Source organism: Actinospica durhamensis (genome assembly GCF_018139695.1).
Lineage (GTDB): Bacteria > Actinomycetota > Actinomycetes > Streptomycetales > Catenulisporaceae > Actinospica > Actinospica durhamensis.
Genome location: NZ_JAGSOG010000222.1, coordinates 1 through 15,070, shown reverse-complemented (window position 1 = coordinate 15,070; position 15,070 = coordinate 1). Strand labels below are relative to the sequence as shown.

The following is a 15,070-nucleotide window of genomic DNA, read 5'->3' as shown; positions in this document are numbered from 1 at the left end:
CGCCCCCACGCTCCCACGCGCCCACGCGCCCGCGAGACGACGGGCCCTGCGACGGTCAGTTGGCCCAGGGCGGGCTGACCTCGCTGCCGTCGGCCATCCGCGCGGACAGTCCGATGCTCGTGGCGACCCAGACCAGCGCGTCCTGGGCGCCCGGGTTGTCCAGGCGCAGCAGACAGTCGGCCGGGGCTACCACGACGTCGCCGGGGGCCAGGGTCGTCTCGACGCCGTCGACGGATGCGCGTGGGGCGCCCTCGAGCACGAGGAAGATCTCCTCGCGGCTGATCCGGTGCTCGGCGCCGGGCTGGCCGGCCGGGAGCCGGGTGCTCCAGGCGCACAGTTCGCCGCTGCCGTTGGCCGCGTTGGCGTAGGCGGTGAAGACGGCTCCGTGCAGCCGGTGCTCGGTGCCTTCGGTGGAACGGATGACGGGCATGGTGCGCGCACCTCCAGGGTAGAGAAAGACAAGTTCCTTGACTAAAATAGTCAAGGAAACTGTCGATTCTGTCAATGCGTATGCGACCATGGACGCGTGACGAACCGACCCGTGCCGCAGGAGCAGCAGGCAGTCGTGAAACAGCAGGCAGTGGATGACCGGCGGCTGCTGGCGCTGCCCGCGCTGCTGCTCGGGGGCGCGGGCACGCTGATGCAGGCGATCCACGAGGGGGTCGAGCAGCGCGGGTTCACCGGGGTGCGTCCGGCGCACGGGTTCGCGTTCGTGCGGCTGGCGCCGGACGGCGCGAGCATCGCGGAGGTCGCCGAGCACCTGGGGGTGACCAAGCAGGCCGCCAGCCAGCTGGTCGAGGAACTACTGCGCCGCGGCTACGTGCGGGTCGAGCCGCATCCGCGCGACGCCCGGGCCAAGCTCGTCACGCTCACCGAGCGCGGCTGGGCCTGCACGCGCGCGGCCGACGAGGCGGCGCTTGAGGCGGTACGCGCCTGGGCGGGCGAGCTCGGCGTGGACCGGGTCGAGGAGTTGGCCGCCGACCTGGCCCGGGTGGCGCGGCCGGGGCGGCTGCGCCCGCTCTGGTAGGCCGGGCGCCTCGGCGCAACGGGGCGGGCGGTGGCGTGAAACGGGGTGGCGCGCGCGTCACCCGGCCCGGCGCGGGGTGCTCGAGCCGGAGCCGATCGGTTCCGAGCCGACCAGGCGCAGGCCATGCGGGCGGGGAAGCTCACGGTGCATCAGGACGACGTCGTAGCGGTCGAGGTCCTCGGCGACGGCGTTGGGGATCAGGCCCGTGCGACGGAAGCCGCAGCGTTCGTACAGGGCCAGCGCGCCGTGGTTGTTCCCGCGCACCTCGAGGCCCAGCACCTCCACGCCGTGGTCGGCCGCGTCGGCCACGGCCAGCTCCACCAGGATCCGGCCCACGCCGAAGCCGCGGGCGTGCGGGGCGACGCAGACGCGGTCGATCTCGGCCAGCACCCGGCGGGTGCGGTACGGGCTGCGGGTCCACTGGGCGGTGCCGAGCACGACCCCCTGCGCGTCGGTGACCACGCCGAGGCCCGCGTCGCCCGCGGCGGCCAGCTCCAGCAGGCGCTCGAGGTGGGCCCGGTACTCTCCCGCGGTGAGCGGCCCGGCCAGGCCCAGCGCCTCGCGCCGGTTGACCGCGGCGGCCACCAGTTCGGCCACGGCGCTCAGGGCCGGCCCGTCGGCCGGGGTGAGCATCAAGGCCTTCGTCGCATCCATCATGGTGTGCACGCTCCTGTTCCGCGCCGGCCCGGCGTGTCCTGCTCGCCCGGGCCGACGTCACACCAGCTTGGCATACCGGCCCGCACCGTGGAGCGCGCGGCGGGGCGCGCGGTGCGACTCAGAACGCTGAGTCCTTGACCGGGGCGCGGGGCCGCGGTATCCGTGGACAGTCAGCAACCGTGCCAGGAGGATCCCATGCGCCCACCCCACCTGCCCTCGCTCCGCTCGGCGCGCGCCCGGCGCACCGTGATTCCGCTGGTCACGCTCGCGGTGGCGGCGGCCGCCGCGGGGACCGGGGCCGCCGCGTCCGGGCACCGGCTGGCCGAGTCGGCAACCTACCGCGCCCCGGCCGCCCGCACCGCGCCCCTCGCCGAGTCCGCCGCGAGCCCCGCCCCGTTCACCCTGCGCAGCTCGGATTTCGCGGCCGGCGGCCGGCTGCCGACCTGGACCGAGTTCGGCGGCGCCTATGCGAGCGAGGCCGGATGTTCGGGTAAGAATCTCAGTCCCGAGCTGCGCTGGAGCGGCGCACCGGCCGGCACCGAGGGCTACGCGCTGTTCGTGCACGACGTGGACGCGCCGCAGTCCTACGGCTGGACGCACTGGATCGTCTACGACATCCCCGGCTCGGTCTCCGCGCTGCCCAAGGGCGACGACGCCGCCTACACCCCGGGCACCACCGACTGGCAGGCCAACGGGATCCCGCAGGTCGGCTGGGGCGGCCCGTGCCCGCCCGCGGACGGCGAGACGCACCACTACGTCTTCACCCTCTACGCCCTGTCCACCGCGGACCTGAGCACCTCAGGGCTCGATTACAACGGGCTGATGGACGCGATGGCGCCGTACGTGCTCGGGGCCACCTCGATCGTCGGCACCTTCAGCCTCGGCTGAGTGCGATCCGACGCCCCATCAGGCCCGCTCCGACCCACCCTTAGCCCGCGGTTCATCCGCAGTCAACGCAACTTGTCTGTACAGGTCCATCTGACAGAGCCATGATGCGACGCGTCCCGTCCTCCGCCCGCCACCCGGGCGAATCGCAGGAAGGTCCGCGTACCCACGATGGCTCCCCTCTCCCGCCGGGCGCTGCTCGGCTCCGCCGCAGCGGTCGGGGCCGGCAGCGCCTTCGGCCTGCTGCCGGTCAACGTCCAGCGCGCCATGGCCGCCTCCGCCGCCAGCAGCTCGCTCAGCTCCGTCAAGCACGTGGTGATCCTGATGCAGGAGAACCGCTCGTTCGACCACTACTACGGCACCCTGCAGGGCGTGCGCGGCTACGGCGACACCAGCCTGGTGCGCTTCCCGGGCACCGCGGCCAACGTCTGGCACCAGACCACCAAGGGCAAGGCCTCCGGCGGCACCACCCTGCTGCCCTGGCACCTGAACACCGCGACCACCGACGCCCAGCAGGTCGAGGACCTCGACCACTCCTGGTCCGGCACCCACGGGGCGTGGAACGGCGGACTGTGGAACAACTGGATCCCGGAGAAGACCGGGTTCACCATGGGCTACTACAACCGGACGGACATCCCCTTCCACTACGCGCTGGCCGACGCGTTCACCCTGTGCGACCAGTACTTCTGCTCGGTCCAGGGCCCGACCAACCCGAACCGGCTCTACCAGTGGACCGGGATGATCGACCCCAACGGCACCGGCGGCGGGCCGGTCACCGACAACAGCGAGGCCGGCTACTCCTGGACCACGTACCCGGAGATGCTGCAGAACGCGGGCGTGAGCTGGAAGGTCTACCAGCAGCAGGACAACTACGACGACAACCCGCTGGCCTGGTTCACCCAGTTCAAGAACGCGGCCACCTCCTCGCCGCTCTACACCAAGGGCATGGCCCGGGTCAGCACCATCTCCACCGCCATCCAGTCCGACATCGCGGCCGGCACCTTCCCGACCGTCTCCTGGGTGGTCGCCCCGACCGCGCAGTGCGAACACCCCTCCTACCGCCCGGCCGACGGCGCCAACTTCGTCGCCGGGGTGCTCAGCGCCATCGCGAGCAACCAGGCCACCTGGGACTCGACCGTCGTGTTCTACAACTTCGACGAGAACGACGGCTTCTTCGACCACGTCGTCCCGCCCACCGCGCCCTCGGGCACGGCCGACGAGTACGTCAGCGGCAGCCCGATCGGCCTGGGCCCGCGGGTGCCGATGACGGTGATCTCGCCCTGGTCCGCCGGCGGCCTGGTCTCCTCGCAGGTCTTCGACCACACCTCGCCGCTGCGCTTCGCCGAGCTCGTCACCGGTGTGGAGTGCACGAACATCTCGGCCTGGCGGCGCACCGTGTGCGGCGACCTGACCTCCGCGCTGAACCTGACCGCGACCGAGGTGGCGTTCCCCACCACCCTGCCGAACACCGCGACCCTGGTGACCCAGGCGAACAGCGAGGAGTCGCTGCCCGCCCCGAAGGTCCCGTCCTCCGGCGCCCTGCCGGCCCAGGAGTCGGGCGACCGCGCCGCGGCGAGCAGCCTCGGCTACGTCTTCAACACCACCTCCTGGGTGAACACCTCGACCCAGCAGTTCTGGTTCCAGACCGTCTCGGCCGGCAGCCTCGGCGGCGGGTTCGCCTCCTACGTGCAGAACACCCGCACGTTCGCCACCTGGAACTACACGCTCCCGGCGGGCGGGACCATCTCCGACTACTTCTCCGCCGTGACCTACGGCGGCGGCCCCTACGACGTGGACGTGCACGGCCCGGACGGCTACCTGCGCGGGTTCACCGGCAACGTCGAGACGATCCTGAGCTCGACCACCGCACACCCCGAGGCGTACGTGGTGGACAACCTGGACGGTGCCACGCTCGCGTTGACGCTGACGAACACGGGCACCGTCTCGACCACCTTCACCATCGGCCTGAACACCGCCTACCTGGCCTCGGGCGGCAGCACCTCCACCGTCACCGTCGCCGCCGGGGGCAGCGCCACCGCGACGCTCAAGGCGACCTCGGCCGGCCGCTACGACTACACCGTCACCGCGAGCACCGGCGACAACTTCGGCCGCCGTTTCGCGGGCCGGCTCTACAAGCAGGCCTGAGCAAGCGGCACCAGACAGCACAGCGTACGGAAAAACAGGGCCCTGCCCCCGCGTCCGAGGGCGCGGGGGCAGGGCCCTTACGCGCCTCTACGCGTCAGCGCCGGGCGAGCGCCAACTCCGGGTAGTGGCGTTCGAGGTCCTCCTCCCGGTAGCGCTTGACCTCGCGGTGCCAGTGCAGCACGGCCGCGAGCCAGTCGCGCAGCTCCGCGGCCCGGCCGTCGAGCGCGCGCCGGGTGGCCTCGTCGAGCCGGTAGTCGGCGTAGAGCTGGGGCAGCTCGATCTCGGCGGCGCGGTTGAACTGCTCGAGCCGACGGCGCATCAGGTCCTCGACGATGCGCAGCGAGTCCTCGTAGGAGCAGTCGAAGAAGTTCTGCACCACCAGCAGGATGTTGTGAACCTCACCGTCGTACTGCATCTCCTTCTGGTAGGAGAAAACGTCGTTGATCAGGCCGCCGTAGTCGGCGGCGCTGTTCTCCAGCGACGCGATCGCCTCGTGCTGGGCCACCTCGGGCGGGATGGCGCTGCCCTGCTTGAGCCGGGCCAGGGCGGCGGTCATCTCGGCGCCGAAGGTGCGCCGGCGCATCTCGAGGTAGTCCACCGGGTCGGGGATCCGGTTGAGCGCGGTGTTGTCCAGCTCCCACAGCCAGCTTTCCAGCATCTCCACGACGGTCCGGCGCACGAACACGCGGGCCGCCTCGGTCATGTCCGGCACCGTGCGCAGCCACAGGTCGCCGAGGCCGCGCTCCAACGCGTTGCGCGCCTGCGGCAGGGCCGCCCCGTCCCCGGTCGGCATGAACAGCTTGAGGCGCTCGGTCTGCTCCTTCGCGGCCGCCCGATCCCGCTTCCGGACGAAGACGGCGGGATAGTAGTCGTCGGCGTAGGTGCCCCAGGACAGCCAGTTCGTCTTCAGGCACAGCGCTTCGAGCGAATCACGGGGGCAGATGCCGCCCGCGCACAGCGCGAGGTCGAAGTCCACCACCTTCCGCGCGTCCCACACCCCGCTGCCGGGAATCCCGGGCTGTTCCTCGAGCAGGCCGATCGCGGCCGTCCAGGCCTGATCCTGCAGCCTGGCCTGCTCCAGGTGCCGGTTGATCGTGACCGGGAACGGCACGTCCATCGCCGTGATCACGGACGGGCCGGTGTAGCCGTAGGGCTGGTGTGAGAAGGACCTGGCCCGGTCCCGCGCGTGCTTGACGCTGAAGGCCGTGTTGCCCAGCCCCGGCACGCTGAACACGCTGGCGGGCGGGAGCAGCCAGGGGCTGAGCGAGCGGGTGCGCCCGCCCTTGTTCATGTACCGGCTCGAGCGCATGTGCCACTCGTGGCCGCCGGACTGCCAGTCCTGCAGGCCCTTGACATACAGCGCGACGTCGGCGAGGGACTTGGGATCGAGGCCGGACTCGGCCAGCAGCGCGGGCACCTCGACCACGGCGGTGTGCTCGAACTGCTGCAGCCGCGAGGTCAGCAGGTCGTTGAGACGGTCGGCGGCCTCCTGGGTCGGGCAGCCGAGGAAGGTCTCGAACACCAGCACGCCGTTGTCGTACTCGCCCTCCTGCTCCACCTCGCGCTGGTAGGAGAAGATGTCGTTGCGCAGGTGGACCGAGTCGGAGAAGGCGTCGCGCAGCACGTGCATCGGGCGGGTGCCCGAGATCGCGGCCGGGACCTCCGCGTTGACCGCGTGCTCCACCAGGTTCGCCGACCAGGGCGCGCCGCCCACCCGGCGCCGCATCTCCACGTACTCCACCGGATTGGCCACCCGCTTCGCGGCGATGTTGTCCATCTCCCACATCGAGGCCATGATCAGGTGCCGAGTGGACTCGGTGAACCGGCGTACCCAGTCCTCGCTGCGGGCCGGGGCGGTGCGCGCCCACAGGTCCACCAGCCCGGCCTCGCACGGGTTCTCGGGCGTCAGTCCGTGGTTCGGCGCCATGAAGGCGCACAGCCGGCTCAGGTACGCGAGCGCGCCGGCCCGGTTTCCCGAACTCTTGTACCGGGCCAGGAAGTGGTCGTCGAAGAAGAAGACCCACACGTACCACTCGGTGATCAGGGCCAGCATCTCGGGCGAGACGTCCGGGTGCGTGTAGCCGCACAGCAGCGCGTAGTCGTGCGCGTCGAGGTCCGCCTCGGTCCACACGTCCGAGCCCTCGAGCATGCCGTACGCGTGGGCCCAGGCGTTGGACTCGATCCGGGCGCGCTCGACGTGCGGGCTGCGGCGGGCCGGGTAGGGCACGTAGAAGTCGGGCAGTTCGAACGGCTGCGGCACAGCGGTTCCGCCTTCCGGCTCGGGGCGAGCGGACACCGCGGGGCACGCCGGCCGCGCGCCGCCCGCGGCGGTCATCGTGCACTGTCTTTCCAGGTCGCGGGCCGGGAACACCGCGGGGCGCGGCGTATTCACACGATCGTGTCCCCTTTCGGGAAAAGCCTTCAATTCGTGGGAACCGCCGTTCTAGGTTCCGCAGCAGAGGCCGAACCGCCGAGACAGAAGGATGAATCGCCTGTGACGATCGACCCCACCGTTGCCGAGACCGACGAGGCGCAGTCCGCGCGCGAGCGCCAGAGCCTGAGCACCCAGGCCGCGCGCAACCTCGCGACCACCACCAAGACGACCCCGCAGATGCAGGGCATCTCCTCCCGCTGGCTGCTCAAGGTGCTGCCGTGGGTGCAGGTGAACGGCGGTACCTACCGGGTCAACCGCCGGCTCTCGTTCGTGGTCGGCGACGGGAAGCTCACCTTCTCCAACATCGGCGACCGGGTCAGCGTGGTGCCCGAGGAACTCGGCGAACTGCCGCTGCTGCGCGACTTCGGCGAGGCCGACGTGCTCGCCGCGCTGGCCGGCCGCTGCGAGCAGCGTGAGTACGCCGCCGGCGAGACCATCGCGATCGCCGGTGGCGCGGCCGAGCACGCGGTGCTGATCGCGCACGGCAAGGTCTCGCGTCGGATCACCGGCAAGTACGGCAACGAGGGGCGGCTCGGGCTGCTGGCCGACGGGGACTTCTTCGGCGACGAAGGCCTGGTCGGGGACGAGGGCACCTGGCCGTACACGGCGAGGGCCGAGACTCGGGTGATCGCGCTGCTGCTGCCGCGCCGTGCGGTGCGTGACGCGATGGCCGCCTCCCCGGCGCTGGCCGAGCACGTCGGGTCCTACCAGACCCGCAAGGCGATCCCGCACAACCGCTCCGGCGAGGCCGAGATCGAGATCTCCTCCGGGCACGCCGGAGAGCCGGCCCTGCCGCGCACCTTCGCCGAGTACGAACTCAACCCGCGGGAGTACGACCTGTCGGTCGCCCAGACCGTGCTGCGGGTGCACACGCGCGTGGCCGACCTCTACAACGAGCCGATGAACCAGGTCGAGCAGCAGCTCAAGCTGACCATCGAGGCCCTGCGCGAGCGCCAGGAGTACGAGCTGGTCAACAACCGGGAGTTCGGCCTGCTGCACAACGCGGACATGCGCCAGCGGGTGCAGACCCACAGCGGGCCGCCCACCCCGGACGACCTCGACGAGCTGCTCTCCCGGCGGCGCGAGACCAAGGTGCTGCTGGCCCACCCGAAGGCCATCGCCGCGTTCGCCCGGCAGTGCACGAAGGCCGGGATCTACCCGAGCGGGGTGGAGTTCCTCGGCCGCCGCGTTCCCGCCTGGCGCGACGTGCCGCTGCTGTCCTGCAACAAGATCCCGATCAACGACGACCACACCACCTCGATCGTGGCGATGCGGCTCGGCGAGGACAACCAGGGCGTGGTCGGCCTGCACCAGACCGGCATCCCGGACGAGTACCAGCCCTCGCTCTCGGTCCGGTTCATGGGGATCAACGAGCAGGCGGTGATGTCCTACCTGGTCAGCGCCTACTACTCGGCGGCCGTGCTGGTCCCGGACGCGCTCGGGGTGCTGGAGAACGTCGAACTGATGCAGAACGGAGGCTGAGTCAGGCCGCCACCGGCTCCCGCGGTCACGCTAGGGTGATCGCCTGGCCCGCCCTCGAAGCGGAAGAGGAGATCGCGATGAGTGTGCTGATCCGGGAGCCGGTGGCGTCCGACGCGCCGCAGCTCGGCCGCGCGCACGCCGCGGCCTGGCACGCCGCCTACACCGGGATGATGCCGGCCTCCGTGCTCGAGAACGTCACCACGGCCAGCCGCACCCGGATGTGGGAGCGGGTGATCGCCGTCCCGCGGGCCGAGCGCGAGCACATCGCGGTGGCCGAGGTGGACGGCGTGGCGGTCGGCTTCGCCTGGACCAGCGTCTGCCGCGACGAGGGGTCGCCGGAAGGCCTCGGCGAGCTGCAGGCGATCAACCTGGACCCCGGCCACTGGGGGACCGGCGTCGGCGGCGCGCTGCTCGAGGCCGCCCACGACGCGCTGGCCCGGGCCGGGTTCACCGAGGCGATCCTGTGGGTGCTGCCGGGCAACGCGCGGGCGCGCCGGTTCTACGAGGCGCGCGGCTGGCACAGCGACGGCGTCGAGCGGGACCTGGAGCTGCCCGGCGCCGAGGACGTCGCCGAGCTGCGCTATTCACGCCGGATCGAGACCGCCACGACCGGGGTGAACGGCGCGCTCGGCGCCTGAGATCCGTCTGCTGCGAACGCGTGTGCGCACTTACTCGGCCGGCGCGCCGAAACGCTCGCGCCAGCCGTCCACGTCCTCCGGGGTGATCTTCCGGAAGAGCACCGGCGGCACCGTGAACGCCGTGCCCGGGGCCAGCGTGTCGAGCCGGCGCGCCTGCTCGGCGGTGGGCCAGGGCGAGGGCGCGGCGTCCTCGGCGCCGAAGATCGCGTCGAGGCGGGCGGCGGTGTCCGGGATCACCGGGCGCGCGAGCGGGGCGAACAGCGCGATCAGGTTCATCGCGGTGCGCACGGCCAGCGCGGCGTCCTCGGGGTCGGTCTTCACGGCCGTCCACGGCAGCTTGACCCCGAGGTACGCGTTCGCCTCGGCCCACAGCGAGCGCAGGGCGTGCGCGGCCTTGCGGAACTGCATGTCCTCGAGGTGCTGTTCGTACTCGGCCACGAGCGCGGCGACGTGCCCGCCGAGTTCGTGCTCTGCCTCGCCCGGCTCGCCGCCGGCGGGCACGGTCTCGCCGAAACGCTTGGCGCCGAACGCGAGCACCCGGTTGACCAGGTTGCCGAGGGTGTCGGCGAGGTCCTTGTTGCACTGCGCGGCCAGCAGTTCCCAGGTGAACGAGACGTCGTCGGACTCGGGCATGTTCGCCACCAGGAAGTAGCGCCAGGCGTCCGAGGGCAGGATCTCGAGCGCGGCGTCGGTGAAGATGCCGTGCTTGCGGCTGGTGGAGAACTTCCCGCCGTAGTACGTCAGCCAGTTGACGCTCTTGACGTAGTCGGCGATCTTCCACGGCTCGCCGGTGGCCATCTCCATGCCGGGGAAGAAGATGGTGTGGAACGGGACGTTGTCCTTGGCCATGAACTGCGTGTAGTGCACGTCCTCGGCCCCGTACCACCAGGACTGCCACTCCCGGCCCGGCTCGAGCTCGGCCCACTCCCGGGTCGCGCCGATGTACTCGATCGGCGCGTCGAACCAGACGTAGAAGACCTTGCCCTCGAAGCCCTCGCGATCCACCGGCACACCCCAGGACAGGTCCCGGGTCACGCCGCGGTCCTCGAGGCCCTCGTTGAGCCACTTGAGCGCGATCGAGGTGGTCAGCAGCGGCCAGCCCTCGCGGGTGGTGATCCACTCGCGCAGCCGCGGGGCCAGCTTGGACTGCTCGAAGAACAGGTGGTGGCTGTCGCGGATCTCCAGGTCGGTGCTGCCGCTCACCGCCGAGCGCGGGTTGATCAGCTCGGTCGGGTCGAGCAGCCGGGTGCAGTTCTCGCACTGGTCGCCGCGCGCGGCCTCGTAGCCGCAGTGCGGGCAGGTGCCCACCACGTAGCGGTCGGGCAGGAAGCGCCCGTCGTGTGGCGAGTAGATCTGTTTGACCACGCGCTCGACCAGGTAGCCGTTGGCCGCCATCCGGCTCGCGAAGTGCTGGGTGAGCTCCTTGTTGGCGGTGGAGGAGGAGCGGCCGAAGTGGTCGAAGGAGAGCCGGAAGCCGTCGTACACGGCCTTCTGCGCGTCGTGCTGGCGCCGGCAGTACTCGGCGACCGGCAGGTCGGCTTCGCGCGCGGCGAGCTCGGCCGGGGTGCCGTGCTCGTCGGTGGCGCAGATGTAGAGCACGTCGTGACCGCGTTCGCGCAGGTAGCGCGCGTAGACGTCGGCAGGGAGCATCGAACCGACAAGATTGCCAAGGTGCTTGACACCGTTGATATACGGCAAGGCGCTGGTAACGAGGTGACGGGCCATAAGTTCGAGGTTAACAGCGGCAACCAGCGGTTTTCCCTGCGGCCCCCGGACGGGTCACCCGTGCGTGGAGCCGGCGGCTCGGCTCGGCGCCGGCCCCGGCCGGGGCCGCAGGTCCCGCAGTGCCCAGCCGCGGCCGGACGGATCCACCGAGACCGAGGCCTGACGCAACAGTTCGGCCGCGCGCCGCGCGGAGAGGCGGGCGCGGCCGGTGTACGGGCAGCGGTCCCGCCGTGCGACGCCGTCCGGCGCGCGCCGCTCGGTGAGGAAGACCGGGCCGGTGGCGCGGCCGACGACCAGCAGCGGCAGCAGACCCGCCGTCAGTTCGCCCCAGCCGATCCGGTCCTCGGGCCGCGGTAGGCCGCGGCGGCGCACCCGGCGCTGTGCGAGGTCGAGGTCCGGCACGTCCAAGGCGAGCAGCCGTCCCACCGGCGCGCCGGACTCGTGCACCAGCGCCCACAGCGCCTTCTCCCGCAGCGGCACCGGCAGCGCGAGCACCGCACCGATCTGCGCGGCGGGCGGCCTCGGATTCGCCGGGATCGCCGAACGCGTCCGCGCGCGCAACGCGGTCTGCGCCTCGGGCCCGATCCAGCCGCGGCGGGTCCACCAGTGCACCGCCGTGCGCACGATCGCGCACTCGCGCGCCGCGGTCCGTTCGTTGACCATCAGGGCCCTGCGTTCCAGGGCGGCGCGCAGCCGGGCCGCGCCGTCCGGGCCGTCCAGCCGGGCCAGCGGGATCGACGGCGACCGCGCGCCCCGGCGGGCCGCGCCGCTCGGCGCCAGCCCGTCGTCCACCAGCAGCCAGCCGAGCGTGCGCAGGGCGATCCGGTAGACCCGGCTGGAGGCCTCGGAGATCCCCGCGCCGTCCAGGAACCGATCCACCGCGACCGCGTACTCCACCGGTGCCTGCACGCCCCGCCCGCCCTCTCCAGGTCACTGTCGCGGTAAATAGCACTGCCGCGGTAAACATCCGTGCCTGGTGCGGTAAACACATTGCTCTTCGCTATCAACCGCTCGGCACCTGCCCGATTTTCGTGGCCAAGCCGCGCGGGCGCAAGCAGCATCTTGAGCCATGGAAACTCAAGTCACGGACGCGGCGGCGCGCCGGAGGGTCTTCGCGCAGCCGGCCTTCCGCCGCTACTACCTCGGCTACGCCGCCTCGCTGTTCGGCACCGCGATGGCCGGCACCGCCAACACCTTCGCGTTCCTCGACACCGGGCGCGGCGCCTCCGGCCTCGGGCTGGTCGCGGCCTGCGGCATCGCCCCGCTGCTGCTGTGCCTGCCCGTCGCCGGGGTGCTGGCGGACCGCTTCGGCAGCCGCCGGGTGCTGCTGGCCGCGGACGCCCTGCGCTGCGCCAACCGGGCCGCCTTCGCGCTGTGCCTGGTGGCCGTGCCGAGGATGCCGTTGTGGCTGTTCGTGCTCTTCTCCGTGCTCGAGAACATCGGCGACGGGCTGTTCATGCCGTCCTACAGCGCCCTGATTCCCCGGCTGGTGGACCGCGAGCTGCTGCGGCCCGCCAACGCCGCGCTCTCGGTCGCCAAGTCCACCTTCTCGGTCCTCGGCCCGGCGCTGTCCGGCGTCCTGGTCGCGTTCTTCGGCCCGGCGCTCGTGCTGGGCCTGGACTCGGCCAGCTTCGGCGTGTGCTTCCTCGCGCTGCTCGGCATCCCGCTCGCCGGGCCCGCGGTCGCGCGCGTCGCCGCACGTCCGCTGGCCGACCTGCGCGAGGGCTGGTCGGTCTTCGCCGCGCACCCGTGGCTGTGGCTCTCCACCCTGCAGTTCGCCCTGTTCAACTTCATGGTGTGGGCGCCGTACCTGGTGCTCGGCCCGACCGTCTCGCTGCTGCACTACGGCGGACCAAGGGCCTGGGGCGTCGCGCTCGGCAGCTGGGGTCTGGGCGGGGTCGCGGGCGCCGCGTCGGCGTCCCGGCTGCGCGAGTCCCGCAGGCCCCTGATCATCGGGATCCTCGGCACGGCCGGATACGCCCTCGCCCCTGCCTCCTTCGCGCTGCGCCTGCCGCTGCCCCTCGTCGTCCTCCTGCTGGTGATCGGGGGCGCGAGCACGCAGATCAGCGGCGTGCTCTACGCGACCGTCGGGCAGCGCGTGCTACCGGCCGGCGCTCTGGCCCGGGTCAGCTCCTACAACTACCTCGGCGCCTTCGCCCTCGGCCCGCTGGGCCTGGCCGCCGCGGGCCCCGTCGGCGACGCGGTCGGATACGGGCGCGTACTCGGCTTCGGCGCGTGCGTCCAGCTGCTGTTCACCGGCCTTGTGCTCGCGCTTCCGGCGGGGCGTCGTGCGCCCGACCCCTCGCGCGGCCCGGGCGGCGAGCAGCTTCGTGAGCACGAGCCCGACGACCACGCCGCCGAGCTTCTCGAGGTAGCCGTGCACGCCGAGCAGGGGAGTCTCGGTCATGGCCGCGATGTAGAGGACGTACGCTGAGATCGCGGCCAGGACCACGCGGGCCTCGGGATCACCGCGCAGGATGTGCCGCAACGCCGGGCCGGCCGCCTGACGCAGCCGCCTGACCGTCGCGAAGCAGACCCCGGAGACGATGCCGAGCAGGACCGCGCCGAGGACGTGGGCGGCCATGGCCTCGGCCGGCGCGTGGTCGTCGCTGGCCGCCGCCGCGCCGCCGAACGCGAACGCCAGCGGCACCGTGAGGCCCCTGACCACGAGGCCCTCGACCCGGCGGCGCGCGGCCGTGGACTTGGGGTTGAGCGCGGCCGCGCGGCTGAACCCGCGCAGCGCCTCGTCCCAGCGCCGCGCCTTCTCGTCCAGCCGGGCGATGCGCACGTGCGCGGCGAAGGCCTGCGGATCGAGCGCGAGGGCCTGCGCGAAGGCGGCGCGGGCCTCGTCCGCCCGGCCGAGCTGCTCGTAGATCCGGCCGCAGGCCACGTGCACGGTCGCGCGTTCCGGCGCGAGCTCGCGGGCGCGCTCGGCCGGGGCCAGCGCGGCGGCGGGATCCACCGGGAACAGGCTGTTGGCCAGCCGCTCGTGGTTCGTCCAGTCGCCCGGGCCCAGCCGCACCGCCACGCGCGCGGCCTCGGCCGCCTCCGCCGCCCGCCCAACCCGGCCGAGCGCGAAGGAGAGCGTCCAGAACGGATGGGCCGAGTCCGGCTCGGCGGCCGCGGCGGCCCGCGCGGCGAGGATCGCCTCATCGTGCTCGCCGAGAGTGGACAGGCACATCGAGCGCAGATTCAGGGCCCGTGCATGCTGGGGCCGTGCCGCCAGCACGCGATCGAGCACGACCAGCGCCTCGCGTGCGCGCTTGAGCCCGTGGAGCTGGTAGGCCCGCATCAAGTCCTGGTGAATCGAGCTCGTCACAGCAGGCGGTTCTTCTTCATGTACCCGAGCAGGTCGTCGTAGGCGCCCGAGGTGTTGGCGAACAGCACCACGTTGCGCGCCTCCTCCAGCCACGGCCCGATCGACGGGCGTATCTCGCCGATCGCGGCCTCCAGGTCGGCCATGTCGATCAGCCGCACCGCGCCGTCCCTGGCCGCCGCGAGCAGCGCCGACTCGGCCGCGCTCTCGCACACGTGCGCCAGGTCCGCCCCGGAGTAGCCCTCGGTCCGCTTGGCCAGCGCGGCCAGGTCGATCCGGCGTACCGGCCGGTCCTTGAGGTGGGAGCGCAGGATCGCCTCGCGCGCGCGCCGGTCCGGCGGGGCCACCAGCAGGGTGCGGTCCAGCCGCCCGGGCCGGCGCAGCGCGGTGTCCACGTCCCAGGGCGCGTTGGTGGCGCCGAGGACGAACACGCCGTCGTTCACCCCGTCCACGCTGTCGAGCTCGGTCAGGAACTGGTTGACGACGCCGCGGGTCGCGTTGCCGCGCAGCTGGCTGCGCTTGCGCCCGAGCGCGTCGATCTCGTCGAAGAACAGCACGCACGGCGCGTTGCGGCGGGCGGCGGCGAAGATCTCGCTCAGGTTGCGCTCGCTCTGCCCGACGTACATGTCGACCACGTCGAGCAGGGATTCCAGGCCGACGATGGCCTGGGTGCGGCGTGCGACGGCGCGTTCTGCGGCGCTTCGGGCCTGCGGGTGGGGTGCGGCTTCCTGGTCGGCTTCGCTCCAGACCGCACCGTGGTC

Annotated in this window: 12 protein-coding genes and 1 pseudogene; 6 read left to right on the top strand and 7 right to left on the bottom strand. The window is 72.2% G+C overall.

The features are described from left to right. Nucleotides 1-55: 55 nt before the first annotated feature. Nucleotides 56-430, bottom strand: coding sequence for a cupin domain-containing protein (locus KDL01_RS30705; RefSeq protein WP_212532156.1), 375 nt, complete (start codon nt 428-430; stop codon nt 56-58). Nucleotides 431-580: 150 nt separating this feature from the next. Between KDL01_RS30705 and KDL01_RS30700 the strand changes: the two genes are divergently transcribed. Further along, nucleotides 581-1,027 (top strand): MarR family winged helix-turn-helix transcriptional regulator, encoded by a 447-nt coding sequence (locus KDL01_RS30700; RefSeq protein ID WP_438802000.1) that lies wholly within the window; start codon nt 581-583, stop codon nt 1,025-1,027. Between the two features lie 57 nt (nt 1,028-1,084). On the opposite strand, the gene KDL01_RS30695 is transcribed toward KDL01_RS30700, so the two are convergent. Beyond that, nucleotides 1,085-1,684 (bottom strand): GNAT family N-acetyltransferase, encoded by a 600-nt coding sequence (locus KDL01_RS30695; RefSeq protein ID WP_212532154.1) that lies wholly within the window; start codon nt 1,682-1,684, stop codon nt 1,085-1,087. Between the two features lie 195 nt (nt 1,685-1,879). On the opposite strand from KDL01_RS30695, the gene KDL01_RS30690 reads away from it, so the two are divergent. Both KDL01_RS30690 and KDL01_RS30685 read left to right on the top strand, forming a co-directional pair. Then, nucleotides 1,880-2,572, top strand: a complete 693-nt coding sequence (locus KDL01_RS30690) for a YbhB/YbcL family Raf kinase inhibitor-like protein (protein WP_212532153.1) — start codon at nt 1,880-1,882, stop codon at nt 2,570-2,572. A 168-nt stretch (nt 2,573-2,740) separates the two neighbouring features. Continuing rightward, complete coding sequence (locus KDL01_RS30685) at nt 2,741-4,714, top strand: phosphocholine-specific phospholipase C (protein WP_212532152.1); 1,974 nt, start codon at nt 2,741-2,743, stop codon at nt 4,712-4,714. A gap of 94 nt (nt 4,715-4,808) precedes the next feature. Here the strand turns inward: KDL01_RS30685 and KDL01_RS30680 are convergent, their stop codons facing one another. Further along, entirely contained in the window at nt 4,809-6,974 is a 2,166-nt protein-coding gene (locus tag KDL01_RS30680; RefSeq protein ID WP_212532151.1) for a terpene synthase family protein, read from the bottom strand. A 234-nt stretch (nt 6,975-7,208) separates the two neighbouring features. On the opposite strand from KDL01_RS30680, the gene KDL01_RS30675 reads away from it, so the two are divergent. Together KDL01_RS30675 and KDL01_RS30670 are read left to right on the top strand one after the other, a co-directional pair. Then, complete coding sequence (locus KDL01_RS30675; protein ID WP_307846689.1) at nt 7,209-8,630, top strand: family 2B encapsulin nanocompartment shell protein; 1,422 nt, start codon at nt 7,209-7,211, stop codon at nt 8,628-8,630. Between the two features lie 77 nt (nt 8,631-8,707). Then, nucleotides 8,708-9,268, top strand: coding sequence for a GNAT family N-acetyltransferase (locus KDL01_RS30670; protein ID WP_212532150.1), 561 nt, complete (start codon nt 8,708-8,710; stop codon nt 9,266-9,268). Nucleotides 9,269-9,298: 30 nt separating this feature from the next. On the opposite strand, the gene metG is transcribed toward KDL01_RS30670, so the two are convergent. Both metG and KDL01_RS30660 read right to left on the bottom strand, forming a co-directional pair. Continuing rightward, nucleotides 9,299-10,993 (bottom strand): methionine--tRNA ligase, encoded by a 1,695-nt coding sequence (gene metG / locus KDL01_RS30665; protein WP_212532149.1) that lies wholly within the window; start codon nt 10,991-10,993, stop codon nt 9,299-9,301. Between the two features lie 54 nt (nt 10,994-11,047). After that, a complete protein-coding gene (locus KDL01_RS30660) occupies nt 11,048-11,902 on the bottom strand; it encodes a site-specific integrase (RefSeq protein WP_212532148.1) in 855 nt (284 codons plus the stop codon). A gap of 160 nt (nt 11,903-12,062) precedes the next feature. On the opposite strand from KDL01_RS30660, the gene KDL01_RS30655 reads away from it, so the two are divergent. Continuing rightward, nucleotides 12,063-13,427 (top strand): MFS transporter, encoded by a 1,365-nt coding sequence (locus tag KDL01_RS30655; RefSeq protein ID WP_212532147.1) that lies wholly within the window; start codon nt 12,063-12,065, stop codon nt 13,425-13,427. Nucleotides 13,428-13,694: 267 nt separating this feature from the next. Here KDL01_RS30655 and KDL01_RS43940 read toward each other — a convergent pair. After that, a pseudogene (locus KDL01_RS43940) lies at nt 13,695-14,174 on the bottom strand (tetratricopeptide repeat protein); the annotation flags it as partial. 134 nt (nt 14,175-14,308) lie between these two features. Then, a partial coding sequence (locus KDL01_RS30650) for an AAA family ATPase (protein ID WP_212532146.1) occupies nt 14,309-15,070 on the bottom strand: 762 nt, incomplete at its 5' end.

What these genes read in the sequence shown, in the direction of transcription:
- KDL01_RS30705 (WP_212532156.1), bottom strand. Translation starts at nt 430, where the DNA reads ATGCCCGTCATCCGTTCCACCGAAGGCACCGAGCACCGGCTGCACGGA.
- KDL01_RS30695 (WP_212532154.1), bottom strand. Translation starts at nt 1,684, where the DNA reads ATGATGGATGCGACGAAGGCCTTGATGCTCACCCCGGCCGACGGGCCG.
- KDL01_RS30690 (WP_212532153.1), top strand. Translation starts at nt 1,880, where the DNA reads ATGCGCCCACCCCACCTGCCCTCGCTCCGCTCGGCGCGCGCCCGGCGC.
- KDL01_RS30685 (WP_212532152.1), top strand. Translation starts at nt 2,741, where the DNA reads ATGGCTCCCCTCTCCCGCCGGGCGCTGCTCGGCTCCGCCGCAGCGGTC.
- KDL01_RS30670 (WP_212532150.1), top strand. Translation starts at nt 8,708, where the DNA reads ATGAGTGTGCTGATCCGGGAGCCGGTGGCGTCCGACGCGCCGCAGCTC.
- metG (WP_212532149.1), bottom strand. Translation starts at nt 10,993, where the DNA reads ATGGCCCGTCACCTCGTTACCAGCGCCTTGCCGTATATCAACGGTGTC.
- KDL01_RS30655 (WP_212532147.1), top strand. Translation starts at nt 12,063, where the DNA reads ATGGAAACTCAAGTCACGGACGCGGCGGCGCGCCGGAGGGTCTTCGCG.